Annotated in this window: 26 protein-coding genes; 8 read left to right on the top strand and 18 right to left on the bottom strand. The window is 40.0% G+C overall.

The features are described from left to right. Positions 1 to 28 precede the first annotated feature (28 nt). The 5 genes from GQR47_RS17555 to GQR47_RS17535 all read right to left on the bottom strand — a co-directional run bounded on the left by GQR47_RS17555 (position 29) and on the right by GQR47_RS17535 (position 4,515). Positions 29 to 205 (bottom strand): hypothetical protein, encoded by a 177-nt coding sequence (locus GQR47_RS17555; RefSeq protein WP_164487640.1) that lies wholly within the window; start codon positions 203 to 205, stop codon positions 29 to 31. A gap of 13 nt (positions 206 to 218) precedes the next feature. Next, positions 219 to 1,190 (bottom strand): aldo/keto reductase, encoded by a 972-nt coding sequence (locus GQR47_RS17550; protein ID WP_024597683.1) that lies wholly within the window; start codon positions 1,188 to 1,190, stop codon positions 219 to 221. Between the two features lie 142 nt (positions 1,191 to 1,332). Next, positions 1,333 to 2,463 (bottom strand): sodium ion-translocating decarboxylase subunit beta, encoded by a 1,131-nt coding sequence (locus tag GQR47_RS17545; RefSeq protein WP_002961942.1) that lies wholly within the window; start codon positions 2,461 to 2,463, stop codon positions 1,333 to 1,335. 13 nt (positions 2,464 to 2,476) lie between these two features. Next, positions 2,477 to 4,258, bottom strand: a complete 1,782-nt coding sequence (oadA, locus tag GQR47_RS17540) for a sodium-extruding oxaloacetate decarboxylase subunit alpha (protein ID WP_024597682.1) — start codon at positions 4,256 to 4,258, stop codon at positions 2,477 to 2,479. Between the two features lie 11 nt (positions 4,259 to 4,269). Continuing rightward, positions 4,270 to 4,515, bottom strand: coding sequence for an OadG family transporter subunit (locus GQR47_RS17535; protein WP_002961940.1), 246 nt, complete (start codon positions 4,513 to 4,515; stop codon positions 4,270 to 4,272). A gap of 519 nt (positions 4,516 to 5,034) precedes the next feature. Between GQR47_RS17535 and GQR47_RS17530 the strand changes: the two genes are divergently transcribed. The 3 genes from GQR47_RS17530 (at position 5,035) to GQR47_RS17520 (ending at position 6,059) form a co-directional block, all read left to right on the top strand. Continuing rightward, positions 5,035 to 5,208, top strand: a complete 174-nt coding sequence (locus GQR47_RS17530) for a DUF1328 family protein (RefSeq protein ID WP_002961939.1) — start codon at positions 5,035 to 5,037, stop codon at positions 5,206 to 5,208. Positions 5,209 to 5,266: 58 nt separating this feature from the next. Beyond that, the gene (locus tag GQR47_RS17525) at positions 5,267 to 5,458 is read left to right on the top strand and encodes a hypothetical protein (protein ID WP_002961938.1); all 192 of its coding nucleotides are present in this window, start codon (positions 5,267 to 5,269) and stop codon (positions 5,456 to 5,458) included. Positions 5,459 to 5,591: 133 nt separating this feature from the next. Continuing rightward, positions 5,592 to 6,059, top strand: a complete 468-nt coding sequence (locus GQR47_RS17520; RefSeq protein ID WP_024597681.1) for a YcxB family protein — start codon at positions 5,592 to 5,594, stop codon at positions 6,057 to 6,059. 50 nt (positions 6,060 to 6,109) lie between these two features. Here the strand turns inward: GQR47_RS17520 and csrA are convergent, their stop codons facing one another. The 6 genes from csrA to ribA all read right to left on the bottom strand — a co-directional run bounded on the left by csrA (position 6,110) and on the right by ribA (position 12,182). Then, positions 6,110 to 6,301: a carbon storage regulator CsrA gene (csrA, locus tag GQR47_RS17515; protein WP_004587515.1), complete on the bottom strand. Its 192-nt coding sequence runs from the start codon at positions 6,299 to 6,301 to the stop codon at positions 6,110 to 6,112. A 91-nt stretch (positions 6,302 to 6,392) separates the two neighbouring features. Continuing rightward, positions 6,393 to 7,610, bottom strand: a complete 1,218-nt coding sequence (locus GQR47_RS17510; protein WP_024597680.1) for an aspartate kinase — start codon at positions 7,608 to 7,610, stop codon at positions 6,393 to 6,395. Between the two features lie 6 nt (positions 7,611 to 7,616). Next, the gene (alaS, locus tag GQR47_RS17505; protein WP_165724217.1) at positions 7,617 to 10,217 is read right to left on the bottom strand and encodes an alanine--tRNA ligase; all 2,601 of its coding nucleotides are present in this window, start codon (positions 10,215 to 10,217) and stop codon (positions 7,617 to 7,619) included. Positions 10,218 to 10,236: 19 nt separating this feature from the next. After that, positions 10,237 to 10,689, bottom strand: a complete 453-nt coding sequence (locus tag GQR47_RS17500) for a regulatory protein RecX (RefSeq protein WP_002961933.1) — start codon at positions 10,687 to 10,689, stop codon at positions 10,237 to 10,239. Beyond that, entirely contained in the window at positions 10,689 to 11,477 is a 789-nt protein-coding gene (locus GQR47_RS17495; protein ID WP_024595741.1) for a BPSS1780 family membrane protein, read from the bottom strand. Before GQR47_RS17495 ends, GQR47_RS17500 begins: the two co-directional genes overlap by 1 nt. A gap of 81 nt (positions 11,478 to 11,558) precedes the next feature. Continuing rightward, complete coding sequence (ribA, locus tag GQR47_RS17490; protein ID WP_002961931.1) at positions 11,559 to 12,182, bottom strand: GTP cyclohydrolase II; 624 nt, start codon at positions 12,180 to 12,182, stop codon at positions 11,559 to 11,561. A 251-nt stretch (positions 12,183 to 12,433) separates the two neighbouring features. Between ribA and GQR47_RS17485 the strand changes: the two genes are divergently transcribed. Next, a complete protein-coding gene (locus GQR47_RS17485) occupies positions 12,434 to 13,546 on the top strand; it encodes an energy transducer TonB (RefSeq protein ID WP_024595742.1) in 1,113 nt (370 codons plus the stop codon). Between the two features lie 92 nt (positions 13,547 to 13,638). Further along, complete coding sequence (locus tag GQR47_RS17480) at positions 13,639 to 14,754, top strand: energy transducer TonB (RefSeq protein WP_024595743.1); 1,116 nt, start codon at positions 13,639 to 13,641, stop codon at positions 14,752 to 14,754. 67 nt (positions 14,755 to 14,821) lie between these two features. Here the strand turns inward: GQR47_RS17480 and GQR47_RS17475 are convergent, their stop codons facing one another. The 3 genes from GQR47_RS17475 to GQR47_RS17465 all read right to left on the bottom strand — a co-directional run bounded on the left by GQR47_RS17475 (position 14,822) and on the right by GQR47_RS17465 (position 16,421). Next, the gene (locus GQR47_RS17475; protein WP_024595744.1) at positions 14,822 to 15,331 is read right to left on the bottom strand and encodes a hypothetical protein; all 510 of its coding nucleotides are present in this window, start codon (positions 15,329 to 15,331) and stop codon (positions 14,822 to 14,824) included. A gap of 99 nt (positions 15,332 to 15,430) precedes the next feature. Beyond that, positions 15,431 to 15,880 carry a low molecular weight protein-tyrosine-phosphatase gene (locus GQR47_RS17470; RefSeq protein ID WP_002961928.1) on the bottom strand — a complete coding sequence of 150 codons (450 nt, stop codon included), beginning with the start codon at positions 15,878 to 15,880 and terminating at the stop codon, positions 15,431 to 15,433. Between the two features lie 34 nt (positions 15,881 to 15,914). Then, entirely contained in the window at positions 15,915 to 16,421 is a 507-nt protein-coding gene (locus GQR47_RS17465; RefSeq protein ID WP_024606258.1) for a DUF3087 domain-containing protein, read from the bottom strand. A gap of 156 nt (positions 16,422 to 16,577) precedes the next feature. Between GQR47_RS17465 and GQR47_RS17460 the strand changes: the two genes are divergently transcribed. From GQR47_RS17460 to GQR47_RS17450, 3 genes are read left to right on the top strand one after another with little or no spacing between them, the layout of a single operon-like run. Next, positions 16,578 to 17,213, top strand: coding sequence for an energy transducer TonB (locus GQR47_RS17460; RefSeq protein WP_165724215.1), 636 nt, complete (start codon positions 16,578 to 16,580; stop codon positions 17,211 to 17,213). A 14-nt stretch (positions 17,214 to 17,227) separates the two neighbouring features. Then, positions 17,228 to 17,806, top strand: coding sequence for a sigma-70 family RNA polymerase sigma factor (locus tag GQR47_RS17455; protein ID WP_024594791.1), 579 nt, complete (start codon positions 17,228 to 17,230; stop codon positions 17,804 to 17,806). Beyond that, positions 17,793 to 18,425, top strand: a complete 633-nt coding sequence (locus GQR47_RS17450; RefSeq protein WP_024594792.1) for a hypothetical protein — start codon at positions 17,793 to 17,795, stop codon at positions 18,423 to 18,425. Before GQR47_RS17455 ends, GQR47_RS17450 begins: the two co-directional genes overlap by 14 nt. A gap of 282 nt (positions 18,426 to 18,707) precedes the next feature. On the opposite strand, the gene GQR47_RS17445 is transcribed toward GQR47_RS17450, so the two are convergent. The 4 genes from GQR47_RS17445 to GQR47_RS17430 form a co-directional block, all read right to left on the bottom strand. Continuing rightward, the gene (locus tag GQR47_RS17445; protein WP_024594793.1) at positions 18,708 to 20,450 is read right to left on the bottom strand and encodes a potassium/proton antiporter; all 1,743 of its coding nucleotides are present in this window, start codon (positions 20,448 to 20,450) and stop codon (positions 18,708 to 18,710) included. A gap of 237 nt (positions 20,451 to 20,687) precedes the next feature. Beyond that, the gene (locus GQR47_RS17440; RefSeq protein WP_165724214.1) at positions 20,688 to 22,064 is read right to left on the bottom strand and encodes a Na+/H+ antiporter NhaC family protein; all 1,377 of its coding nucleotides are present in this window, start codon (positions 22,062 to 22,064) and stop codon (positions 20,688 to 20,690) included. 191 nt (positions 22,065 to 22,255) lie between these two features. Beyond that, complete coding sequence (pbp4b, locus tag GQR47_RS17435) at positions 22,256 to 23,914, bottom strand: penicillin binding protein PBP4B (protein ID WP_165724212.1); 1,659 nt, start codon at positions 23,912 to 23,914, stop codon at positions 22,256 to 22,258. Between the two features lie 9 nt (positions 23,915 to 23,923). Further along, entirely contained in the window at positions 23,924 to 25,099 is a 1,176-nt protein-coding gene (locus GQR47_RS17430) for a DUF1343 domain-containing protein (protein ID WP_165724211.1), read from the bottom strand. Positions 25,100 to 26,027 lie beyond the last annotated feature (928 nt).

The raw sequence follows: 26,027 nt of genomic DNA, 5'->3' as shown, positions 1-26,027 counted from the left end.
AAGGCTTTTTTGTATACGCTATAAACCATTAGTACATCAGTACATAAATGAGCTGAATAACTAAAGACACCATCACTAATGGCCAAATATATTTACTGTATTTGGTTGCGCCATCAAGCCCTATTTTACTTTGATACTTTTCAAGCAAGGGTATAAGTATCGCCAGCGCAACAAACAAACCAATTAAAATAACGAATATGTTCATATTAACGCCCTACTTATGGTAATTCGTGGCCTTTAGCGCTTACATAAAGTGCATACCAATGCTCACGAGTTAGCTCTACGTTTACAGCATCACAAGAGGCTTTAATCCGTTTAGCATTAGTTGTTCCAATAATTGGCTGAATAGATGCGGGATGGCGAAGCAACCATGCAAGTACAATTGCCTCAGCAGAGGTTTCATAAAGTGCAGCCAGCTTATTAACTAAAAGACTGGTGTTTATATCTGCCTGAGATGCGTTTGATAAATCACTACCGCTGTACAAGCCTTGGCATAAACTACCCCAGCTTTGAATTTGGATTTCAAAATGTCGACAGTACTCAATACTACCTGGTGTAAAATTAAGATCTTTACCGTCACTGTTACCGGCATATACACCTTCATCAACAAACTGATGTTTTTGTAAACTAGCCTCAATTTGGTTAGCCACAATCGGCATATCAAGTGCGTGCTGTAAAAAGTTCATTTGGTGCTGCTGCATATTCGATACTGCAAAATTGCGCACTTTACCGCTTTCTTTTAAGCAACTAAATATACGAGCAATTTCGTTAACTTCCATGAGTGGATCAGGGCGATGCAGCATAAGTACGTCTAAATAGTCTGTATTTAATCGTTTTAATGATGCTTCAACTGATTGCTCAATCCACTTTGGGGAAAAATCATAGCGCTTTGGCCCTAAGTCATCTTCAAATCGAATCCCACACTTAGATTGAATATACATGTGCTCTCTAAGCTCTGGCCGCTCACTTAATGCTTTACCAAAAACCTGCTCTGCTTTACCAAAAGTATAAATATCAGCATGGTCAAAAAAATTAATACCGCCTTCAATGGCGTTATCTATACACTCATGAGCTTGCTTAACATGTGCATCAGTGATTGCGTCTTTATTCCAACCGCCGCCAAGACCCATACATCCAAATACAAGTTTACTAACGTGAGGCAAGTGCTTTGCTAAAGGCGTGTGAAGCATGATAACTATCCTTAAAATGTTGAAGAGCTGTTACTGTAAACAAAAAGTGCTGAACAAGAAACCATTTAGCGGTGAACAAATTAAGAACAAAAAAAAGCGCAGTAAACTGCGCTTAATGGTTAATCTATTTTAAATTACATTTTTAGCCAACAAGTGCTAATAAAATACCCGCAGCAACTGCACTACCAAGTACACCCGCTACGTTGGGTCCCATTGCATGCATAAGTAAAAAGTTATGTGGGTTACTTTCAAGGCCAACTTTATTAACTACTCGTGCCGCCATTGGCACAGCCGATACACCTGCCGCCCCAATTAATGGATTTATAGGCGTTTTAGATATTCGGTTAAGTCCTTTTGCCATAAATACGCCAGATGCCGTACCAATTGCAAAAGCCAGTGCGCCAAGCACTAAAATACCAATCGTCTCAACAGTTAAAAACTTATCTGCAGCAAGCTTTGAACCAACAGCTAAGCCTAAAAATATAGTTGTAACATTAATGATTTCGTTTTGAGCACTGTTACTTAATCTATCAACAACACCCGACTCTCGCATTAAGTTACCTAAACAAAACATACCTACCAGCGGTATAGCAGCCGGTAAAAACATAGCCGTTAAACTAAGCACCATAAGAGGAAAAATAATCTTTTCCTTTTTAGATACTTTGCGAAGCTCTGGCATTTTTATTTTACGTTCTTCTGGGGTTGTTAATGCACGCATAATTGGCGGCTGAATAATTGGCACAAGTGCCATATATGAATACGCAGCTACTGCTATTGCGCCTAGTAAATCAGGTGCCAGTTTTGATGCTAAAAATATTGCTGTTGGCCCATCGGCACCACCTATAATGGCAATAGCCGATGCGTCCTGTAGAGTAAATTCAAAACCTGGCACATAGTTAAGTAATATAGCGCCAAACAATGTAGCAAAAATACCAAACTGTGCAGCCGCACCTAATAACAACATACGTGGGTTTGCAATAAGCGCGCTAAAGTCGGTCAGCGCCCCTACTCCCATAAATATCAACAGCGGAAAAATCCCCGTATCAATACCCACATAATAAACGTAGTACAAAAGCCCACCTGGGTCTGACAAACCTGCCACTGGTACATTTGTTAAAATTGCACCAAAACCAATAGGTAGTAATAATAGTGGTTCAAAGCCTTTAGCTATCGCTAAAAACAGTAATAAACACCCTACCGCAATCATTATTAACGATGGGATTGTAAAGTTAGCAATGCCTGTCGCATTCCAGAGGTTTAAAATACCTTCCATCCTCTATTTACTCCTAAGCTAATGCAATCATAGCGTCGCCGGTAGTTACAGCATCGCCTTCACTAACTAACACTTCAGCAATTGTTCCGGTATGCGTAGCGCGTATTTCAGTTTCCATTTTCATGGCTTCCATAATAATCACTACATCGCCTTCGTTAACAACTTGCCCAGCTTTTACCTTAATCTTAAAAATATTACCGGCTAGAGGCGCGTTAAGTGTTTCACCTGATGCAACCGAAGCAGATTGAGGAATGTGCTCAGAGTCTTTTAATGTTACTTCTTTAAGTTCACCACCTTGCGCTACGACTACGTCATAAACTTTACCATCTACTTTTACACTGTACTGCTCAGCCTTCACTTTGTTACTATTTGAAACTGATTTAGAAGGTGCTTTACTGCTTTTATCTTCAACAGAAGGTACTGGCTCAAATGCATCTGGGTTGTTGCGGTTTTTAATAAACTTCAAACCAACTTGTGGGAATAATGCATAAGTTAATACGTCATCAATTTGATCATCAGCAAGTGTTAAACCTTGCTCTTGTGCTTCTTTTAATAACTCAGCTTCAAGCGTTGCAAGCTCAGGTGCAATGTTATCAGCAGGGCGACAAGTAATAACTTCCGCTCCATCAAGCACGCGCTCTTGTAGCTCTTTATTCATTGGTGCTGGTGTTAAGCCATATTCACCTTTTAATACGCCAGCAGTTTCTTTAGTAATGGTTTTATAACGCTCACCCGTTAGCACATTAAGTACCGCTTGAGTGCCAACAATTTGCGACGTTGGTGTTACTAAAGGTAAAAAGCCAAGATCTTCACGTACACGTGGGATCTCAAGTAAAACCTCATTAAGCTTATCGGCTGCGCCTTGCTCTTTAAGTTGGTTTTCCATGTTTGTAAGCATGCCACCAGGTACTTGAGCTAGTAAAATACGCCCATCAACCCCTTTTAAGCTACCTTCAAATGCCGCATATTTTTTACGTACATCTCTAAAGTAAGCAGCAATTTCTTCTAGGTGGTTTAAATCAAGCCCAGTATCACGCTCAGTCCCTTCAACTATCGATACAATAGTTTCAGTTGCAGAATGTCCATAAGTCATACTCATTGATGAAATAGCGGTATCGAGCATATCAATACCAGCATCAATTGCTTTTTGGTAAGTAGCAGTACTTAAACCTGTTGTAGCGTGGCACTGCATAGCAATTGGAATAGATACAGTTTCTTTAAGTGCTTTAATTAGTTTTTCAGCATCGTACGGCTTTAATAAACCCGCCATATCTTTAATACAAATTGAGTGACAACCCATATCTTCAAGCTGCTTTGCAAGAGTTAGCCACATATCAAGTGTATGAACTGGGCTAACTGTGTACGAAATAGTACCTTGAGCGTGAGCGCCTACTTTTACAGCCGCTTTAATAGCTGTTTCTAGATTGCGAACATCGTTCATTGCATCAAATATACGAAATACGTCAACGCCATTTTTATGTGCACGTTCTACAAATTTTTCAACTACGTCATCAGCGTAATGGCGGTAACCTAATAAGTTTTGACCGCGTAATAGCATTTGCTGTTTAGTATTAGGCATCGCTTTTTTTAGTGCACGAATACGCTCCCAAGGATCTTCGCCTAAATAACGAATACACGAGTCAAATGTAGCACCGCCCCACGATTCAATAGACCAATAACCCGCATCGTCTAATTTGCTAGCAATCGGTAGCATATCGTCTAGGCGCATACGCGTTGCTAATAATGATTGGTGAGCATCGCGTAATACCAATTCTGTTAGTTTTAATTTAGCCATGTGTGTGCCCCTTATTTATTATTTGATTTGTACTGAGCAATGGCAGCACTAATAGCAGCGATGTGCTCATTAGGCACACCTTGAGATTTAAAAGATGGTGATTTAACTGGTGTCGCCACGTCAGGTTCGCTAAAGCGCGTCACCAAATTAGACATAAGCGTTACTGCACCAATTAATATCGACAGAAATACAAACACCCCAACCATGCCAGTAAGCATTAAGTTACCAGCCGTTGTGAGTAGAGCACCTATATCCATTTTTCTCCCCTTGAAACCCATATCGAAAATAAAAAATCGATTTAATTAAATATTTATTCACTGGATAATAACAAAACTAATCGCTTTGTCTACATCTTGTAAATTGGTAAAACCAATTAAACAATAAACAACATAACACTCAATTAATTTACATGCTATAACTCAGCAATCACGCGCTCTACAATACATACAAGAAATAACGACTATAGCTAATAGTTATATGGAATTTGTTAATTAACTATCAAGCTAAGTAAAAATAAACACTAATTCTTAATATAAAGTGCAAAGCCACACACCAATTGTTAATTGGTCTTACCAAAATAAGTTTATTTAGTGAACATTTAGCAGTTATTTGCAACAGTGTGAATAACTTACATAACAAAGCGTAAAAGTTACTAACCAACTAATAACTAGAACAACAGCGAAAAACCATAACCAATTGATATTTATACCAAATAAACTTTGGCATATAACTGGCATTAGTTATTATGAGCAAATTTGATAACCAAGGAGAAAACAATGTTACGCTGGACAATTACATTTTTAGTTATTGCTTTAATCGCTGCAGTGTTAGGTTTTGGTGGCATCGCAGGTGCCGCAGCTGGTATAGCAAAAATTATATTTTTTATCTTTTTAGTACTTTTAGTGATTTCATTAGTTTCAGGTGCACTACGTGGTAAATCACCCAGGTAGATAAAGCATTCAACTAACAAACACTAAAATTTAATTAATACTTACAAGGAATTACACTATGAACTCTACAACTTTAAAAGCAGCACTAATCGCAGTATTTGCAGGTTTTTTCATGATGGGTTGTGAAGACAACCATGCAGAAGATGCTGGCGAACGTATCGACGAAGCAGTAACTGATGTGCAAAACTCTGTTGAAGATGCATGTGAAAATGTTAAAGAAGGCGTGAACGCTGAAGAAACTAACTGTTAATTCTTCTTGTACCGCTAAAAAAACGGCTTTCGAGCCGTTTTTTTGTGCCAGTAATAAAATCACTGACTATAAAGCTGCTCATTTAGCAGTTAGCTTGTTAAAATAAAAAAAACGATATTTAAAGCAAGGCAAAATGGCATTCACAACCACCTACACATTAGATAAACCCTACTTTTACGAGTGTTTTGATGAGTCACTCCCTTATAGTAAGCGTGCAAAACCTAAATACTTTTTACTTGTGTTGTTAGTTGCGCTTGGTCTATTTGGCATTTATGTTTTAGACGATCATTACTTAGGATCGTTTATGATCATGTTAGCGGTACTCGAATGCGTCGCTTTTTACTATCGCAGACCATGGTGGGTAACCAGACAAATGCTCAGCAGAGCATCAGGCTCTGAGGTAACACTTACCTTTGATGAAGAAGGTATTAAATCTTCTAATCATTACAAAAGCTATCAATTAGAATGGCAAAATATAAGCGAAGTAATAGACACCCAGCAAGGTATTATTATTAAAAATAAAAGTGGTATGCAGTACATATCAAAACAAATACTTAATCCTGAAACACTCGCTTTTATAAACAAAAAAGCCACTCAGTGAGTGGCTTTTAGTCTAGTTGAGTTAATTACTCAACTACGTATACGTGTTGATTAAGCATTGCCCGGATTAGGGTTCGACTTTTCAGCTTGTATGCGCATGTAAATCTCTTCACGATGCACTGATACGTCTTTTGGTGCATTAACACCGATTCGAACTTGATTTCCTTTAACACCTAGAACAGTAACTGTTACTTCGTCACCAATCATTAGGGTTTCACCTACTCTACGAGTTAGTATTAGCATTCTCTTGCTCCCATGTTCCAATAAAAATTATAAGATTCCGCTTAAACATACTAATGAAAATTAGACTGAAAAGTAAGTAAAAACTCGCAATCTATCCATTTTCTGTTAAAAATGCCTTGTGTAATGCACGAACAGCCAACTCTAAGTACTTTTCATCTATTAAAACTGAAATTTTAATCTCTGAAGTCGAGACTAAAACCACATTAATATTTTCCTGCGCTAATGCATCAAAAAATAAACTAGCGACACCAGAATGTGATTTCATACCCATGCCAACAGCAGAAACTTTAGCTACCGCTTGCAATCCGCTTATATTTTGAGCACTGAGCTGAGCTTGATCTTCACTCAATAATTCAAGTGCTTGCAGATAATCATTCGAGTGCACAGTAAAAGCATAGTCTATTTTTTCAAAGTTATGATTAACTTGATTAATCATATCTATTTCGATGCCATTTTCGGCAAAAAGTTTCAATATTTTTGAAAGATATTGCGTGCCCGTTGGCACACCTTGTACCTTAATTAAACATTCGTCACGATTAAACGCAATCCCCGATACAACCTTGCTTGGCATATCGTTCTCCTCAAAACTTATTAATGTACCTTCATCGGGATTAAAGCTCGAAAGCACCCTAAGTGGCACATTATGTTTTCCTGCGGCTTCTACTGAGCGAATATGCAAAACTTTCGCCCCTAAACTTGCCAGTTCTAGCATTTCGGCAAAGGTAACTTGGCTCATTCTGCGCGCGTTAGGTTCAACACGAGGATCTGTAGTATATACGCCGTCAACGTCTGTATAGATCTGGCATTCGTCAGCTTTTATAGCCGCAGCTATTTCCACAGCCGATGTATCGGTACCGCCGCGCCCAAGCGTTGTAATATTGCCCTCAACATCACGCCCCTGAAACCCAGCAATAATAGCAATACGATTATGCTCAAGCTCATGCTTCAAACGCGTAGCAGCAACCTCTGCAATACGAGCTTTACCAAACATGTTATCGGTTAAAATATTGACTTGATCGGCTAATAGGCTCACAGCAGAGTGGCCACGTTTTATAATAGCCATAGCAAGTAGTGATACAGAAACCTGCTCTCCGGTGCTAATAAGTACATCTAGTTCACGGCTACTCGGGCGAGTATCGATTTGTTTGGCGAGATTAATTAAGCGGTTGGTTTCTCCCGACATAGCCGAGAGCACCACAACCACTTGGTGTCCTTGTTGTCTGGTTTTTACAACAAGGTCGGCGACCGCTTCAATTCTCTCTATCGAGCCGACCGAAGTGCCACCGAATTTTTGAACAATAAGCGCCACTTAGGCTTAAGTACGCTCAGTTAACCAAGCTGTAACGCTATCTAGTGCAGCAGCAAGGTTTTGTGGCTCGCTACCACCGGCTTGTGCCATATCTGGACGACCGCCACCTTTACCACCTACTTTGCCTGCCATGTGGTTAACTAACTCACCGGCTTTTACTTTGCCTGTTAAGTCTTTAGTTACACCAGCAATTAGGCTTACTTTGTCGCCACTGGCAACACCAAGAGCAATAACACCTGAGCCAATCTTGTTTTTAAGGTCGTCAACCATACCGCGAAGCGCTTTAGATTCAGTACCTTCAACATTTGCTACAAGTAGCTTAACGCCGTTAATTTCAACAATCGAATCAAGTAAAGATGCACCCGCTGCACTTGCTAACTTATCGTTAAGTTGCGCAATTTGCTTTTCAAGACCTTTAGACTTTTCAAGCAACGCAGTTACTTTTTCAAGTACCGATGCGCTATCGCCTTTAACTAAAGCAGCTACATCATGTAATTGTTGCTCTTGCTCGCTAACATAAGCAACTGCATCAGCACCGGTTACCGCTTCAATTCGGCGGACACCTGCGGCAATACCACTTTCAGATACAATTTTGAATAAACCAATATCGCCTGCGCGCTCAACGTGAGTACCACCACAAAGCTCAATAGAGTAGTCGCCAATAGTAACTACACGTACTTCGTCATCATACTTTTCGCCAAACAACGCCATAGCACCTTTCGCTTTAGCATCATCAATAGCCATAAGCTCAGTATTAAGTGCGAAGTTACGACGAATTTCGTCATTAACTACACGCTCAATTTCACGTAGCTCATCTTTAGTAACCGCTTCAAAGTGCGAAAAGTCAAAACGTAAACGATCAGGCTGAACAAGTGAGCCTTTTTGGCCTACATGGTCGCCTAATAATTGGCGTAGTGCTTCGTGTAAAATATGTGTAGCTGTGTGGTTTTTCTTAATGCTATCGCGGCGTGCATCATCAATAGTCGCATCCACTTTATCGTTAACACCAATGCGACCTTGCACAGTACCGTGGTGAGCAAAAGCATTACCAAGTTTAGTGGTATTAGTAACATTAAATTCGCCACCAGCAACTGTAATAGTACCCGTGTCGCCCGTTTGGCCGCCTGATTCAGCGTAAAACGGTGTGCGGTCTAATACTACAATACCTTGTTGACCATCTTCTAATAACTGAACAGCTTCGCCACCGGCAAAAATTTCTACCACTGTCGCGCTATGGTGCGTGCTGTCGTAGCCTTTAAACTCTGTAAGCTTTTCTGATTTTAATTGCTCATTGTAATCAGCACCAAACTTACCCGCTTGTTGCGCTGTTTTACGTTGTACAGCCATGCACTCTTCAAAACCTTGATGATCAATCGTCATCTGGCGCTCACGCGCAACATCGGCCGTTAAATCAGCTGGAAAGCCATACGTATCGTAAAGTTTAAATACTAAGTCGCCCGGTATAATATCGCCTTTAAGGTCACTTAAGCTTTCTTCTAAAATAGCTAAGCCACGCTCAAGTGTTTTACCAAACTGTTCTTCTTCAATGCGTAATACTTTTTCGATAATTTCTTGTTGCTTAGCAAGCTCTGGGTACGCTTGACCCATTTGCTCAATTAGCGCAGCAACTAACTTATAGAAAAACGAACCTTGCGCACCTAACTTATTACCGTGGCGCACAGCACGACGAATAATACGACGTAGTACATAACCACGACCTTCGTTAGATGGCATAACACCGTCAGAGATTAAAAACGCACACGAACGAATATGATCCGCCACTACGCGTAGTGACTTATCGTCCATATCTTGCGCGTTAGTTACACTTGCAGCTGCTGCAATTAAGCCTTGGAATAAATCGATTTCGTAGTTTGAATGCACACCCTGCAAAATTGCAGAAATACGCTCAAGGCCCATTCCTGTATCAACAGATTGCTTAGGTAGAGGCAACATAGTACCGTCGCTTTGACGGTTGTATTGCATAAATACAAGGTTCCAAATTTCGATGAAACGGTCGCCGTCTTCCTCTGGAGTGCCCGGAGGTCCGCCCCAAATATGCTCACCATGGTCATAAAATATTTCAGAACACGGACCACATGGACCAGTATCGCCCATAGACCAAAAGTTGTCAGAGGTCGCAATACGAATAATACGATCTTCACTTAAGCCAATATCTTTTGACCAGTACTCAAACGCTTCTTCATCATCGTGATAAATAGTAACAAGCAGTTTTTCTTGAGGTAATTTAACAACCTCAGTTAAAAACTCCCACGCAAACTTAATCGCGTCTTGCTTAAAGTAATCGCCAAAGCTGAAGTTACCTAACATTTCAAAAAATGTATGGTGGCGAGCAGTGTAGCCTACGTTTTCTAAATCGTTATGCTTACCGCCAGCACGTACACAGCGCTGCGAGCTTGTCGCACGTGTATAAGGGCGGCTTTCTGCGCCTAAAAATACATCTTTAAATTGCACCATGCCGGCATTGTTAAATAACAACGTGGCATCGTTACCCGGTATAAGCGAGCTAGAAGGTACTATTTGATGTTGCTTGCTGGCAAAAAAGTCTAAAAACTGTTGCCTAATTTGTGCGGTAGTCATGTGCTGCATTTGAAAGTCTCACCTGTATTTACTGTGCTTGCATTGCAAAATTAATTTCATCGTAGCTAAAACCCCGATACATTAAGTAGCGCACGCGCTTAGCTTTATCTTTGTAATCGAGATCTGGCGGTGTATTCGAATATTTTTTATTGTACGCATCCTGCGCAAGCTCAAACCAATCTATTTCAAGCTCTTCAACTACCATTTCAAGTAGCGAACGATCAATCCCTTTGCCCATAGCTTCGCTTTGTATTCGCTTAAGCCCGTGGCATTTAAATATGTGTTTTCTTACAAAGCCTTCACAGTATCGCTGCTCGTTAATAAAATTGTGCTTTTCGCACCAATCAAGCAGCGTTTCAATAAACTCTTCTGTCGCTTCTTTTTGCTGTAATTTGAGCGTTAACTCACGACGCGAATATTCTTGGCGCCCTAGTAACCAAAGTACATAGTTTTTTAGTTTTTGCTTTAATTTATCATCCATTAAGCGTCAAAACGTCCGCTTGTTTCACTGCTAAGTGGCTTAACATTAATGTCGTCACTTAATGGTACAACAGGCATAAAAATAGCTTGATAAGATACAAAAAAGCTAATGTAGCAAATCGGCATTAAAATCAACAGTGGTAAGAACGATAAGAACATCGAAAGCGCCATAAATAATGCGCAAATAAGGCCAAAAACGCCAAGTGGCAAAATGTTATGATAAAACACCATTAACGATTTTTTAAGCGCCGTTAAAATGCGTGTTTCTTTACTAAAATAAACAAGTGGCACAGCGTACGCAAATGCCGTTAAATAAATTAGCATTGCCATAAAAAATAAAATTACATTCGCGCCCGAAATACTCTCAAGCATTTGCTCAAGTGCTACGTTTGGATCAAGTCCTGGTTGGCTCATAACAGCCACTGCATCGGCAAATAAGCCATTAGCAAGTAACGCCATTAAAATACCCGCACCCATTTGATAAAGTGCTAAACGTAATAACCCTAAACGATTTCCCTTAGCCGTAAATGGCTTGAGAATATCGGCTAGCATAATTTTTCCGCCCTGTTGCTTACTAAGCACCGCTTGGTAAAACCCTGCGGTTAAAAATGGCGTAGCGAGTGCTGCTACTACTTGCAGCAGCGGTAAAAATAAAGACAGCAGCCCTACAATGCCAATAAATAAATGCATAAAAATAAAGGTTGCTGGCTGGGTTTTAAAAATAAGCCATCCGGCTTTTAACCACTTTAGCCCTGCATCGGCTTTAAAAATTCGTAATTGTGTAGACATACTTGCTCTTAATTTAAAACGAAACACGCCAAGTATAACTTGGCGTGAGGGGGGATTAATAGACGAAACGTAATTAAATAATTAAGGTTTTTTAATTTTCTTAATATCTAACATATGCGCGCCATGCTTAATTTTTGTTTCTAGGTACGATTTATTACCCGCAACACCCGCTTTAATGTGCGCATGTGTGCCCACAACCGAGTCAACATTAATACCGGCATCTTTTAATGCATTAAGCTTTTTAGGATTATTAGTCATTAATTTAACGTGACTTAAATTAAGCGCATTGAGCATTAATACCGCATCCGAAAAGTCACGTAAATCATCAGCAAAGCCTAAATGATTATTAGCTTCGTAGGTGTTCATACCTTGCGATTGCAATACGTAAGCGTCTATTTTGTTGTATAAACCAATGCCACGGCCTTCTTGGCGTAAATACAATAAAATACCGCCTTGCTCGTGCATCATTTCAATACATTCATTTAGCTGCTCACCACAATCACAACGCGATGAGTAAAATACATCGCCCGTTAGGCATTCTGAATGCATACGAATTAGCGGTACATCTTGCTCTGTATCGGCGTTATTAAACACCATAGCAATATGTTCTTTACCATCTTTTAAATCAGTAAATGAGATTATTTCTGCAGGGATATCACTATTTCTGCCAACTTTAAGCTGGACTCTTGCTCTTACTTGCGCCACGACAAATCCAAATATTTAAATAACTACGACACGACAATAAAGTGATAGTATCACAAAATAGGATAAATACACCGTAGTACAAGACTGTTTATGGCAATTATATGGCGACGACAGGCGTTATTTTCAATGATTGTTAAGCAATTAATAACCCGAATATTACAACCTCGCTTGTTTACTTTAATTTACCTAAAATAATGACAGGCCTTGATAGTTTTGGTAATTTTATGGGCTGATAAATAATAGGGATTATTATGAAGCACCAACAGCTCGCCATATCAATAGGATTAAGCTTATTAGCCTTTGCTAACTGCACTTTCGCAAACCAAGTAAATAGCATTCAAGTTGTATCTGCAAACGCCGAAGAAACTGACTCAGCATTTGTTGCAGCCAAAGAACAAGCTGAAAAAGAAGCACAACTTGCCTATCAAAAAGGGCTCGCTCTATATGGAGAAAATAGCAATGAAACCGCGAACCTTGCTATTAACTACGCCAAAGCCATCAATAATTATACTGCAAAGAACATTATGGTTATAGGGAATGGCAATGAAAAGAAACGGTTTGATTTGTATTCACAGGCCCACCGTATTTTAGTTAAAAACTATGGTGAAAACTCAATAGAGACTATGGATACGCTACTAGCCAAAGCCACTCATACCAATAAATCATATATCGCAGTCAAAAACTTTGAGCAACTCATTAAAATCGCTGAATTACAAAATATCCCAGGCCTTGTCGCCAATATGCAATTTGAAGCTGCAGAAACATTACTTTATAGGTTTAGCCATAGCGAATACTCTTTAGCGAAAATATACGCTCAAGATGCAGATAAATATTACCAAGCCCAGCTACCTGATAATGCAGTAGAGCGTATAAAGTCTGACCTTTTAATGGTTTCATTTGAGAGTGGCCGTAAAGATTACGACAAAGCAACTAAAAGGCTAAACCGTATAGTTGGCTTATTTGATAAATATAAAAATTTAGATCAAAGCTTTGAGCTTAATGCGCATGTTGGCTTAGTTCAGCTATATGAAAAACAAGATGAAAGCGATAAAGCGACTAAACACGCCTTAGCCTTTGCTAAAAATACGCACTGGAAAAATACCTCAGAGCAAAATCCACTCTACATAACCGAGCCTATATACCCTCGCGGTGAAACTAAAAGTCATGTAATAGTTATATTAGAGATTACAGTTGATACCCATGGCTTTGTGCAAAGTCCTAAGGTTATTAGTTCTGAGGGTTCTAAAGCATTTGAAAAATCAGCGATAGCCGCTGTTAAACAATGGCGTTACGCTCCAAAGTTTAAAAATGGAAAACCTGTAAATGCAACAACACAAGCTGAACTGTATTTTGAACGCCTTTAAGTAGTTTTACCATTCAGTCAAAAATTATATTAATAAGAAACTGTTGTAATTACGTCAACCTAGTTTCAATTTAAAAGTTAATAGGGATTATTATGAAACGTCAGCAACTCGCTTTATTTATCGGTTTAAGTTTATCTACTTTAAGCGCAACAACTTTAAGCACTACAGCATTCGCCAGCCAAGCAAGCGATCCTCAAACGGTATTTAACCAAGCATACCAAAGCTATTTAGCAGCAGTTAAAGCAGACGAAAACGTACAACAAACTGCCAAACTTGCTTACACATCAGGTAAAGCCGTTTACGGTAAAAGCGACGACAATACTGCTAACTTAGCTATTAACTACGCTAAAGCTATTAAAGGCTACGGCGATGAGCTAAACGAACAACGTTTTGCACTTTATGATGAAGCACATACTATTTTAGCTGCAAACCACGGCAAACAATCAATAGAAACAGTTGATGCACTGCTCGGAAAAGCTAACTACACAACATCAGCTTACAAAGCAGCTAACTTTTTAGAACAAGTAATAGGTATAGCTAAAACACAAAATAACCCTAAGTTTGTAGCCGACATGAAACTTGAAGCTGCAACGCTACTGGCTAAAAAGTTTAGTTCTAAAAAATATCGTGAGGCTAAAAACTACCTAGAAGAAGCCGACGAATACTACCAAGAAAACTTACCTGAAAACTCACTAGAGCGCATAAAAGCCGATTTTTTAATGGCCTCATTCGCAGAGGGTCGTAAAAGATACAATCAAGCGATTGAAAGGCTAAACCGTATAGTTACTGTATTCGATAGTAACTTAAACTTTGATCACAGTGCAGAGCTAACAGCTCATTCAAAGCTTGTAGGCCTGTACGAAAAGCAAGGTAAAAGCGAAGAAGCAACTAAACATTGCCTAGCTATCGCTCAAATGGTGCCATGGAAAGAATCGCAAGAGCAAACACCACTCTATCGTGTTAATCCTAAATACCCAGTTAACAAAGCCAGGTTTAGTACCGATGGTAGCGTTGTTATGGAGTTTGAGGTAGACGCAGCTGGCTTTGTAAAAAACCCAAAAGTACTTAGCTCAGAAGGCGGCAGCGCATTTGAAAAATCAGCCAAAGCAGCGCTTGAGCAATGGCGTTACGCGCCAAAGTTTGAAAATGGCAAACCTGTTAGCGCTATTTCTCAGGTACAACTCGACTTTAAAATTAACCGCCACTAAAAGCGGCTCATTAAAAAAGGCGCTTTAAGCGTCTTTTTTAATACCAACTAATACAAATTCTACGTAGTTAAAATTCATAACTTACGCTAATTCCGCCATCGGCTCTTTTTTCATTGCTATCGCTTGCTTTACCGTAGCCCACATCTAGCTCTAATCTAAAACCAGCGCTGTTCAATCCATTAAAGTTGTAGTTGTACGTAAGCCCTATGCCGTTTGTTGTTTCTTCATCAAAAATACCGCCAATTACACAACCTAGCGTATTAGCAAAGTCAGTTGCTACATCATTAGTTGAACTTTCACACTCTTGGTCTGTATCTCTTGCACCAATAGCGCCCACAAGTACGCCAAAAGCATGTTTTTTATTATCGCTAACCGCTTGTTCAAAACCGGCAGAAAATCCATCATCAAGGCCTAGTTTATAGTTTGCATACCAGCGTTGTGTGTCGTCGTTAGCCGATAAAGATACCTCAGGAATAACTAAGTAAGGATAGCCACCCCCAATCGAAAAACTAACATCATTAGCAAAAGTAGAACAAGAAGCGATAGATAAAGTGAGTAGTAATATTTTTATTTTCATAAAGTTCCCTTTGAGTAAGTATAAAATGTACTTACTTTAGGGACGCCATGCAATACGACTAAAAGCTCGTTAAATTTAGCTTTAGTAATAAAATAGGGATTAAATTTTAGCGAGTATTTTATCGCTAGCCGCTTCTATTAAATTGAGCACATTTTCAAAGCCATCATCGCCGCCGTAATAGGGATCGGGAATAGCGCTTTGGGCTTGCTCGCCATATTCTAAAAAAAGCGCTAATTTGTACTGTAGATGCTCAGGGCACTGGGCTTTTAAATCAGCTAAATTTTGCGTATCGGCCGCTAAAATTAAATCAAACTCAGTAAAGTCGCTTGTACGCACTTTACGTGAATAAATACCTTTAAAGCTGTAACCACGCTTCTCCCCTGCTGCCATTGAGCGACTATCAGGCGTTTTACCTTCGTGGTAACCAATAGTCCCTGCCGAATCTACTTTAACGTTAACACCTAGTTTTTTAGCACGGGCTTTTAATACCGCCTCTGCGGTTGGCGAGCGGCAAATATTACCTAAACACACTATGAGTACTTTTTTCATTGAGGCTCCTCTAACTAATTTAAAAACCTAAGCTTTAAAACTGTTTTAAAATGCTTTCATCGTAATCTTCAACGTTAAGCGTTACGTTATGTTGCGCTGCAACAGATTCGAGCTCAGCTTGTTTAATGGCTAAATCGTCCATGGTGATTAGGTTATCGTCTAGTTGCCACAATAACCGAGAGCCCGCGTAGCTATAATGAATCGCTAATAACGCATCGGCATTACCTTCACGGCCAGCGGCTTTTAACTTAGCCATTTTACGGGTTATTTTATTAAGTGCTTTTTTAAGCTCCCACACATAAACAACTTCAGTCATAAAGCTATGTGTACGGTATTTATTAAGTAACCACGCAAGCCCAACGCTTGTAATAGCAACGCCTATTAAGTTCCAATGAAAGTGGCTACCACTTTCATCAGGAAATAAAGCAATCAGCGTTTGCGATATAGCCAAGCTGCCTACAGCCAAACCAATACCGCATCCTGCAATAACACGGTTTAAATGTTTACGGTAACGCGCTTTATTTATTTCAATGAGTTGCATAACAGCCTAAAAAGTTAATAAGTAAAAGAATGCGAATGGCTATTGTAACTAAACCCCACATTTTTTATAAAATTATTTCACCCCTTTTTGATTTGCCACCCGTTATAGCTTTGAAAACACCCTAATAGTAGTGGTCAATAAAATTTGGAGCGGCTTATGCACACACTTGAAGTACCTAACAACCCAGTATTTATTAAAACATCGACTGCCGTTATCGGCGGCGCCGCAATGACCTTTGCAGCTTTTGCGTTTATGCAATATTTAATAAGTGGCGAGCAACGCGCACCGGTTAAACCAGGGGGCGATATTATAGTAGAGATTTTTCAGGCACCTGAGGATTCAAAAGTCAGGCATATACAAAAAATACAGCCGCCACCGCCAATGCCTAAAGTGCCGCAAAAAGCTCCACCGCTTAATACATCAGCCGATCCTGTGTTGGCAATTAGCGACCTTACGCCAGTTACAATTGACGATTTTGGTGGCGACATTAACAATACCATTAATCGCCCTACAGGGGATGCAACACCCATAGTGCGCATAAACCCTAAATACCCAACTACAGCCGCGCGCGATGGTATTGAAGGTTGGGTACAACTAAGCTTTAGTATTTCGCCCACCGGTGAAGTAATCGACCCAGTAGTTATTAACGCCGAGCCAAAACGTACCTTTGACCGCGAAGCAATAAGAGCCATTAAACGCTGGAAATATCGCCCCAAAGTAATTGAAGGTGTGGCACAATTACAAACAGGTCAAACTGTACAGCTCGATTTTAAATTAGATAACTCTATTTAACGGACTAAACGCCTATGCTACTAAGTATTAAGTCATGGTTATTTGAAACGCCAAGCAAGGACTGCATGGCAAGTTACGCAAAAAGTGGCGACAATCGTTACTTAGAGCAGCTTATAGCCCTCTACAGTAACGACTTATACCACTACCTTGTTACGCAATCTAATACGCATTTAGCATACGACGTAAGCCAACAAACATGGCTAAAAGTAATCGAAAAACGCCACCTTTACCAAGGACAAACCACACCCAAAGCGTGGTTATTTAAACTTGCCCGCAACACACTCATTGACGAATACCGCAGGCAAAAGCACTTTGTAGAGCTTGACGAAAACACGCATTTAGCAGCACAAAATGATAAAAGCGAAAGTGGCTTAACTATAGGCAGCTCAAACATAAGTTACGACGCGTTCGACGCCGCCCTAAAACAACTTAGCTTTGTACAGCGCGAAGCCGTAACCTTGCAACAAGAAGGCTTTTCGCTTGCCGACATAGAACTTATAACGCAAAGCAGCCTTGAGACCATTAAAACAAGGCTGCGCTACGCCAAGCAACACCTTAAACGTTTATTAGGAGCAAACAATGAACAAGCCTGATGAGCCGTTTGATCAAAAGCTCACACAACACTACAAAGAGCGAAAAGAGCGCATAACACTTACAAGCGATCAACAAAAAGCGCTACTTAATACAGCCACGCACACAAAGCCTAAAAAGCCCACAAGGTTTAGTTTTACGCTACAGCTAACCAGCCTTGCCTGCGCACTCGGTGTGTTCGCCTTTATTGTGTTTGATAATAACAACGTAATAAATACTGAGCCTAAAACCGTGCTTAATAGCGTATTTAACACTATAGACATTCACGACTATTCAATTATTAAAACACACGAAATAAATCAAGCAGGTAGCTACGCAAGCACCTTTACAGAGCAAAAACACGCACTCGATAGCCAATTAGCTAACGATTTACGCCGCCACCAACAACGCCACATAGAATACGGCACGCTCGTAAAGGTAGATAACGACTGGTACATAGCCAGCTGTAATGACGAGGTACTAGTACAAATTAAGCAGTCATTATTGAGAGATTTAAAAGGTAAACACGCGGTAGAAAGTAATATAAATACCGGTGATATGCTCGCCATGGCGCATAACGGCAAAGGGCAAATTATTGCGCTTAAACATGCGGGTGCTGGGGTTAGGCAATGTGGGGCTTAGGTTGGTTTGGCTCAGTTAAGGTTGGTGGTAATTTAGATAAATATTACCACCGAGAACACAGAGGCGCTACGCGCTGCACAGAGATAGTTAACTATCGCCCATGTAATCTAATAGTGAGGAAAGCTCTATAAAATCACGATATTGCTCTTTAGTAATTTTGTTGTATTCATCTTTGATGTAGATTGTATTAGCTCAAATCTAAACTAACAGTCACCATTAGAAAAATGGGTAACTGTCAGATCAAGTCTGAGCTAGTACAGCTAAACAAATCACTGTTAATGATTACTGCTTTAAAAGTCGCTTTTCTGGATTGTTTAAATACTTTAAGCCAATGGTGACTATGCGTGTATGTACCATTGTTATAACGCGTATTTGCACATTACCAATAACAACAATAGCCCCTTTACTGACTTCTCCTGAAAGCTTTTGGTTAATCACTTCTTCCAAGCTTATGCCCTCTGGAGCGTCTATGTGCATATGGTAAGAGTAAAATATATCGCCTACCAACGTTACCCCTTTCACTTTAAGTTCGTTGTGGGCTAAGTGGTTATCTTGATGGTTTGTTTTATCGGTTGCTGTAAAAACTAAATCAACAAAAGGTCTGTTATCTGGTTTTAAAACAACAAATAAGTGATCGTTTGGTTTTAACTTAGTTGAGCCTCGAGGCGGGATGATTGACGGACCCCGTGTGATCATAGCAACAACCACACTTTCAGGAAGTGCAGCATGTGACAAGCTGCGCCCAGAAACCCGAGAAACGTCACTTAAAGTGTACTCTACAATTTCTATATCAATATCGTTTAGTGCTGTGATTTCGAGCGTTGCAGCAGCCAAATCAGGTGGCGGCTCTACTAAATTTAGTTTTTTAGCCATCCACGGCATTGTTGAGCCCTGTAACGTGGCTGAAATTAACACTACGAAAAAAACAACATTAAAAATAAGCTCAGCCCCTGAAAGACCAAATAGTAATGGGAATATAGCTAAAATAATGGGTACTGAGCCTCTAAGGCCAACCCAAGATACAAACAAAGTTTCGCGATTGTTAAAACCAAACAGTTTTAAAATAGGCGCTACCGCTAATGGGCGAGCAACAAAAATAAGTGCCAGTGCAATAAGCAACCCTTCTAACCATACATCAACCAACGACGATGGGTTAATAAGGAGCCCTAACACAACAAACATGGTTATTTGCCCAAGCCATGCTAAGCCGTCATGAAACAGAAAAATACCGCGTTTATATACAAATTTGCTGTTACCTAAAATAACACCCGTTATAAATACAGCTAAAAATCCACTACCGCCAAGCGTTGCAGAAAGGCCAAAAGAAAGCAGTCCAAATGCTGTTACCATCACTAAATACAAACCCGATGCATTTAGTTTAATTCGATTAATAAACCAAACCGATACTTTGCCAATTAAAAGACCACAAATAGCGCCAACACCCATTTGTTGAGCAAATAACTGCAGTAAGCCCAACCCTACTGGCATGTCATTAACGAGCATTTCGAGCAAACCAACCGTTAGAAAAATAGCCATTGGATCGTTCGATGCGCTTTCTATTTCAAGGGTAGATTTAAGCTTTTTATTTAAGTGAATACCTGCACTTCGTAAAAGTGCAAACACTGCTGCAGCATCTGTAGAACCAACAATGGCGCCCAGTAAAACACCTTGTAATATGGGCAGGTCTAAAATATAAGTGGCCACAAGGCCTGTAATTACAGCAGTAAATAACACCCCAACGGTTGCTAAAGCAGACGCGGGTTTCCACACTTGTTTAATTGAACTGGTAGGCGTTTGTAAGCCGCCATCAAATAGAATGATGGCAAGCGCGAGGGTACCCAGAGCATGTGCGGCCTCTGCGTTGTCGAATGAAATACCTGCAATACCGTCTTCACCTGCGAGCATACCTACAAGTAAAAATAGCACCAGCACCGGTAAGCCAACGCGTGCAGATAACTTGCTCGAGATCACTCCTAGTAAAATTAAAATGGCACTAACGAGAATGATATTATCAATTGCAAACATAGTGTGGATTTACAGCCTTATATGAGTTAAAAAGTAAGAATTTATAGCTACCAAAAAGCTTAAAGCTCATGCTATACAATAACCTAAAAAATATAAATACGGGTACTTAAGTCTATATTTAAATAGTTTATTTAATATCTAGAGCGTCGTTAAGCTTGGTATTACTCGGCTCGGTCTTAATTTAAAAACAAAAAAGCCTGCAATAAGCAGGCTTTTGACTATTTAAGCAATCGTATTTTATAAAACAATAATGCTTGTTATTAAGTACGCTATAAACGTAAGGCCGCCACCAAATAAGGCATATGGTAGCTGCGTTTTAACGTGGGTGAGTAAGTCACACCCCGATGCAATAGCCGATACAGCGCTGGTGTCGGATATAGGCGAGCAGTGATCGCCAAATATACCACCACCTAAAATAGCACCTACCACAAGCGATGGCGGTAAACCTAGCGCTTGAATAAGTGGCACGCCAATTGGGATTAATATGGCAAACGTGCCCCACGATGTACCCGTAGTAAACGACATAACTGCGCCGGTTAAAAACAGCACCGGTACTATTAAGTAAATAGGTAGGTAGTCGCCAACAAGCGATGCTACAAATACACCAGTACCCAACTCTTTTAAGCTTGCGCCAAGTGTAAGCGAAAGCAGTACAATGGCGACCAATGGCATTAATTCGCCCATACCTTTAAAGCCTGTATCAACTAATTGATGGTGCGTAAATTTACGCGAACCAATCATTAAAAAGTAAGCCACAACAATGGCTAAAACCGTTGCGTATAATACTGATTTAGAACCGCTGCCCTCGGCAAGTACACCATTACCGGTGTAATACATAAAGCCAACCATGCTGGTAATTAGCGTAATAAGCGGGATTAACATGTAACGCGCTTTAGAGGCTTTTATTTCATCTTTTACGTCGGTTGTTTGAAGCTCTAGTTTTTCTTCGGCTTCTTTCATTGGGCCGTGCACTTTATCGAACGCGATTGTATAAAAAACAATGGCAAGGGTAATTATGGCGTAAAAGTTATACCCTACGCTGCCCCACAATACCGATACAGCCGACTCACCTAGCTCGTAGTTACCTAACAAACCAAGTACAAATGCACCCCAGCCGTTAAGTAGTATTAAAATACACACTGGCGCACTGGTGCTGTCAATAATATACGCTAGACGCGCTCGGCTCATTTTAAATTTGTCGAACAAGCCACGCGATAAAATACCCGAGGTAAGTACGCTCAAGTTAGATTCTATAAACACCGCAATACCGGTAAACATGGTTAAAAAGCCCACTTGGCGCTTACTTTTTGCAATGCCTTTGTTCATTAGCATATTAACAGTTGCTGCAACGCCGCCAGATTCGCGAATGTAGGCAAGCAATGCACCAATTAAAATACTAAATATTAGTATGCGTGTATTACCTGGCGAGCTGGCAACCGAAATAATACGTTCAATGGTATTTAAAAAAGTGTCAAACAGGCTATTACCTTCGCCCTGAAAGGCGAGTAAAAACTCAGAAGAAGCAACGGCAACAAGTAGTGCCATAATCACTTCTTTTCGCCAAAACACGATAGCAATCGCAATTAGCGGCGGTAAAATAGAATACCAATGCATAAAAAGTTAACCTTAGTTATTAGCGAGTAAACCTCGCTTTGTACGCGTTTTAACGCTTCTTTGTTAAGCCTAACAACATAAACCGGCTTAGTTTTATAGACCGCTTAGCTTAATGGATTGGCTTACTCAAGTCACCTGTAAATAAATCACTTAAGGTGGCACAGTTAGTACGTTTTAACCTATACGATAGCTTATTGATTTAGTAACGCTTCGTAAATAAGCGACACCACCGATCCGTACTGCGCGGTTTCAAATTGTTTGCCTGTAAATTCGTAACGTTTTAGCGAGCCTTTAATTGCGCTATGGCGAGCATTAGTAAGTAAAACAATAGCCAAGTCGTAAGCGGGATCTATTACGGTTACTGTCCCCGTCCAACCTGTGTGGCCATAAGCCTGCGCGCTTGCATAAGGACCAAAGTGCCAACGCCTTGTTTGGTTATTACCGGCAAGCCTAAAGCCAAGCCCATAGGTTTCATCGCTTGATTGCGGCGTTAAAAATTGCGCTAAAGCGCTTGCACTAAATAATTGTTGGTCGCCGTAGCCACCATTATTTAATAATAGCTGGCAAAGCACGACTAAGTCGTGAGCGTTACTAAATAGCCCCGCATGCCCTGCTACGCCATCAAGTGAATAGTAAGCGCGCTCGTCATGCACTTGTCCTTGTAAAACATCGGTGCGAACATTATCAAACTTAATACGCCCGTCTCGTGTGTTGCCGCTAAGCTCAGTGGCTGCAAATTGCTGCGGCTTAAAGCCTTTTTTAAGTGGATTAAATAACGTGTTAGTTAATTTTAGTGGCGCATACACTTGCTGCTCTAGGTATTCGTCAAGGGATTGCCCTGTAATGCGCTCAATGAGTACGCCTAAAATCATGTAATCAATATCTGAGTAAACATGCTGCCCAGATGATTTACTACTAAAAGGCACGCTGGTAAGTAATAGCTGCTTAGTGGTTTTACTGTTTTGCGAATAAAACGCGTCGCCATAGCTGCCATCTTTACGATGGAAGTCAAATACTGGCGGGTATCCGGCGCTGTGTGTAAGTAAGTCTTTTACTGTGCGCTTTGCTCGCCCTTCACCTTTATACTCGCTTAGGTAGCTTTGCACGGGTTTATTAATATTTAATAGCCCTTCGCTTACTAGTTTCATAAGTGCAAAGTTGGTGGCAAATAATTTGGTGTTTGAGGCCAAATCAAACAAGGTATTAGTTTGCATTGGTTCTGGGCGAAGTAGCATTAAGTCACTTTGCTGATATTGTTTTGCATCGCCATAGGCGGTTAACTTTATTAGCTCGCCGTTTTTAACAACGGCCAATACAGCCCCAGGAAAACCTGCTTTTACATCGCGTTCAATTAATGTGTCTACTTCAGTAAAATCTATATGCTTTTTTGGTTCATCACTTAAAGTAGAAAATGCAAAACGCAGTGTTAAGCTTGCGCCAACAGGGAGAATATTTTCAACTTTAAAAGTATTAACACCATTGTGAGTATTTTTTGCCAAACTGTAATTGTATAAGGTGTTGGCGCTAAGTTGGTTAACGTCGAGCTTTTGATTATTTATGTAAATATCGGCGCTTTGTGCGTTGTGGTTTTGTATTAATAATTGCCCGCGCCCTTTGTAAGCTTTAAACGTCCCTCGATTATTTACATAAAACCGGCTACTTGGATTTACCTCAGGAAACGTTACAACCACTTGTGCATTAGGCAGCTCTACAAGTTGGCTCTTTGTAAGTGGTAGCACCGAGCTAATAGGCTCAGGTGGTGTACTACAACCCAGAATAATAAAGCTCAATGCCGCTATAAAAGCTTGTTTGATATAACCACACCTTTGATTTTTTACAGCAATAAACATGCTTAGCCCTTATTTATATAACAAGTAAGGCGCTCTTTGCGCTTTAAATTGCGCAAGCCCCGCCTGCCAGCTTTGTTTTATTTGCGCTTCTGATTGCCCTGCTTCAATAGCTAAGCGCAATTTATTAGTACCCGCTAGTTTATCCATAAAGTCAGCGCGCTCAAAAAACGAGATGTTGTTTTTACTAAGCTCCGTGTACGCATTTATTAAGTAAGTTAAATTTAAACCTGTGATATTTGCTTGTCTTAAATCGAGCCCTTGCACGGTTTGGTTTTTAAATTTAGGGTTTAAAGCAGCGCCTTTAATTGCGTGCGGTGTAAAATTAAAATCACCTAATGCTACTGGCATATAGCCAATTACTTGAAATGCAAAGTCGGTGCCTCTACCAATGCTAATAGGCGTTGCTTCAAAAAAGCAAAGTGATGGGTAAAGCGCAATGGCTTGATCGTTAGGTAAGTTAGGGCTGGGTTTTACAGGCAAGCTGTAAGTACTTTTGCGAGTGTAATGACCAACAGGGATCACAGTCAACTTTAAATCGGGCGCTTTATTGATCCAGCCCTCGCCCTTGATCATTTTGGCAAGTTCGCCAACGGTCATGCCGTGTAAAACAGGAATTGGGTGCATGCCTACAAACGATTTAAATTCTGACTCTAATATTGGCCCATCAACGTAGGCAATATTTGGGTTGGGCCTATCGAGTACTAAAAATTCTATCCCCTGCTCTGCAGCGGCTTCCATCATGTAGTGCATAGAGCTTATGTAGGTATAAAAACGCACTCCCACATCTTGAATGTCAAAAATAATGACATCAACATCGGCTAAAGCAGCTTGGCTTGGTTTTTTATTTTTACCGTAAATAGAAATAAGCGGAATACCAGTTTTACCATCAACAGCATTTTTCACATGGGCGCCCGCATCGTGATCGCCACGAAAGCCATGCTCAGGTGCAAAAATTTTAGTTATGTTTATGTTTTTAGTCAGTAGAGTATCTACTAAGTGAGTTTCCCCTACGCTTGATGTTTGATTGACTACTAGCCCTACACGTTTATTTTTTAACTGCGGTAAATATTTAGCATATTGCTGCGCACCTACTACAAGTGAGTTATTAGCTTCGTTGGCTTGCACACTTGCAATAAAAATGGCGCTAAAAATAAAAAACAACGTAATAAATAGGGTTTTAAACATACTGCAATATCCTTTTAAACAAGGTGTTTAAAATAACATAGGTAATAATAAAGAGCAGCTTTAGAAAAGGGTTAAGTGGGCTTAGATATAGTGATTAGATATAGTGATTAGATATAGCCATCAGAAGCTGGCGCTTTTCACGCGAGCAAGCTCAGCGTCTACAACGGATAAATAAGCTCGGAGTTTAGATTTAAAAATTAGAGCTAGTTTTACTTGAAAATACCACCTCTCATTTTAAGCTTAAAGACCGTATTTAACCTTCTTAGAGCTAAACGCTTCTAGTTATTTAGTTTCTTGGTCAATGAACCACTTAAAGATCTATTATACAAAGAGAAGCGAAAGAGAAGTAAATGAGAAGACATAAACCCGGGTTTATTAGTTTTGCTTTATTACTACCTCTAAAAGCGCAGCGCCTCTTAACCTCTTTGTGAATAAATTACTTATTTCTGGCGTTGCCAACAAATAAAATCTTATAAATTATATTTTTGAGGGGGGAATAGAAGCTGTCGCTTCTCACGCGAGCAAGCTCAACGTCTACAACGGATAAATAAACTCGAAGTTTAGATTTAAAGATTAGGGATAGCTTTACTTGAAAATACCACCTCTCATTTTAAGCTTAAAGACCGTATTTAACCTTCTTAGAGCTAAACGCTTCTAGTTATTTAATTTCTTGGTCAATGAACCACTTAAAGATCTATTATACAAAGAGAAGCGAAAGAGAAGTAAATGAGAAGACATAAACTCGGGTTTATTAGTTTAGCTTAGCTTTATTACTACCTCTAAAAGCGCAGCGCCTCTTAACCTCTTTGTGAATAAATTACTTACTTCTGGCGTTGCCAACGGAGTTTTTCAAGTTAGTTGTCGCATCAAATTAAATTTTATGCCGCCCGCATTGCTTCTTTTTTCTCTGGATTTAAATTTACTTCAT

The organism is Pseudoalteromonas sp. Z1A2, from assembly GCF_011378755.1.
GTDB lineage: Bacteria > Pseudomonadota > Gammaproteobacteria > Enterobacterales > Alteromonadaceae > Pseudoalteromonas > Pseudoalteromonas distincta.
This window is presented reverse-complemented; position numbering and strand designations above follow the sequence as displayed.